The sequence below is a fragment of the Desulfosporosinus sp. I2 genome (assembly GCF_000960765.1).
Lineage (GTDB): Bacteria > Bacillota > Desulfitobacteriia > Desulfitobacteriales > Desulfitobacteriaceae > Desulfosporosinus.
The window spans coordinates 1-1,316 of record NZ_JYNH01000277.1 but is presented as its reverse complement, the minus strand read 5'-3'; the positions used below and the strand labels follow the sequence as shown (position 1 = coordinate 1,316).

Sequence of the window (1,316 nt, the reverse complement as noted above, 5' to 3'; positions counted from 1 at the left end):
GGCCGTCTTGAAAAACTACGTCAACTGGAACGCCGCTTTACTAAAGCAAACTACTAACCGGAAAGGAGGGATAAACATGAGCAAAGAATATGCCCAAGATTATTCGCTGCAAGAGCTTCTTGTAGCAGCATCTGCCAAGGAGATTATGGATGGTGATGTAGTATTTGCTGGAGTAGGTGTCCCGACCTTAGGCGCCATGGTTGCAAAACTCACCCATGCTCCAAATGTCATCATGGCCATGGAATCTGGAAGCATTGGACCACAGCCCTATCGTGTGATTTTAGGAATCGGCGATAATGCCTGTGTCGAGAACAGCATTTGTACCACGTCACTTTGGCGCCTTTTCTCTGATCAACAGCGTGGCTATTTTGATGTAGGAATGATTGGCGGAGCCCAGGTTGATAAATATGGAAATCTAAACAGCACAGTCATTTTTGGAGATGGAGATTACTATACCCCTGCTTCACGTCTACCGGGCAGCGGTGGAGCTAATGATATTGCAAGTTCTGCAGGGAGAACGATCCTTACACTTCCCCTTCAGAAACGGCGTTTTCTGGAGAAGGTCGATTATATTACATCACCCGGCTATATTGACGGCTATGATGCCCGCGAAAAACATGGCTTGCCCGGCGGGGGCCCTGCTGCAATTATAACTAATAAATGTGTTTTTAGGTTCGATCCTACAACCAAAGAAGCGTATCTTTACAGTGTTCATCCTGGTGTTACTGTCGAAGAAGTAAAAGCAGAAGTTTCCTGGAAACTGAAAATTGCAGACGATGTAAAAGTAACCGAGCCGCCCACCGTAGAAGAAGTTCGAATCACAAGAATCCTTGATGCTGGACAAATATATACAGGAAGCGGGCTTAAGGGATTAACCTTCGAAAAGTACGTTGAAATGCTAGAAACATCTCAAGAAATTCTTCAGCAATTGTTTTGATAGGGGGTCAAAAAGTGAATAATCCAACCTTCGACTTAACGAATAAGGTGGCTATTGTGACCGGTTCCACCAAAGGGATTGGACGAGGGATAGCAGAAGGTTTGGCCAAGGCAGGTGCAAATCTCGTCATCGTTAGTCGAAATCATGTTGACTGTAATCAGGTAGCCGAAGAAATTAAAAAATTTGGGCATGATGCTTTAGCAGTGGCCACAGACGTTACCAACCTGAAAGCGATTGATGAATTAGTGAAGAAAGTAACAGAGCATTATGGAAAAATCGATATTCTCGTTAATAATGCTGGCTCAGCGATTACAAAGAAAGCTGAAGACCTAACTGAAGTTGACTGGGATCGAGTCTTGAATGTGGATCTTAAAGGTGT

At 44.2% G+C, this 1,316-nt stretch carries 2 protein-coding genes; both read left to right on the top strand.

Features of this window, described 5'->3' with window-relative positions:
- On the top strand, positions 1-937 hold a 937-nt coding region (locus tag UF75_RS25625), incomplete at its 5' end, for a CoA-transferase (RefSeq protein ID WP_348983108.1).
- 14 nt (positions 938-951) lie between these two features.
- Positions 952-1,316 (top strand): SDR family NAD(P)-dependent oxidoreductase (locus tag UF75_RS25620; protein ID WP_045577336.1); only part of this gene is annotated, 365 nt, incomplete at its 3' end.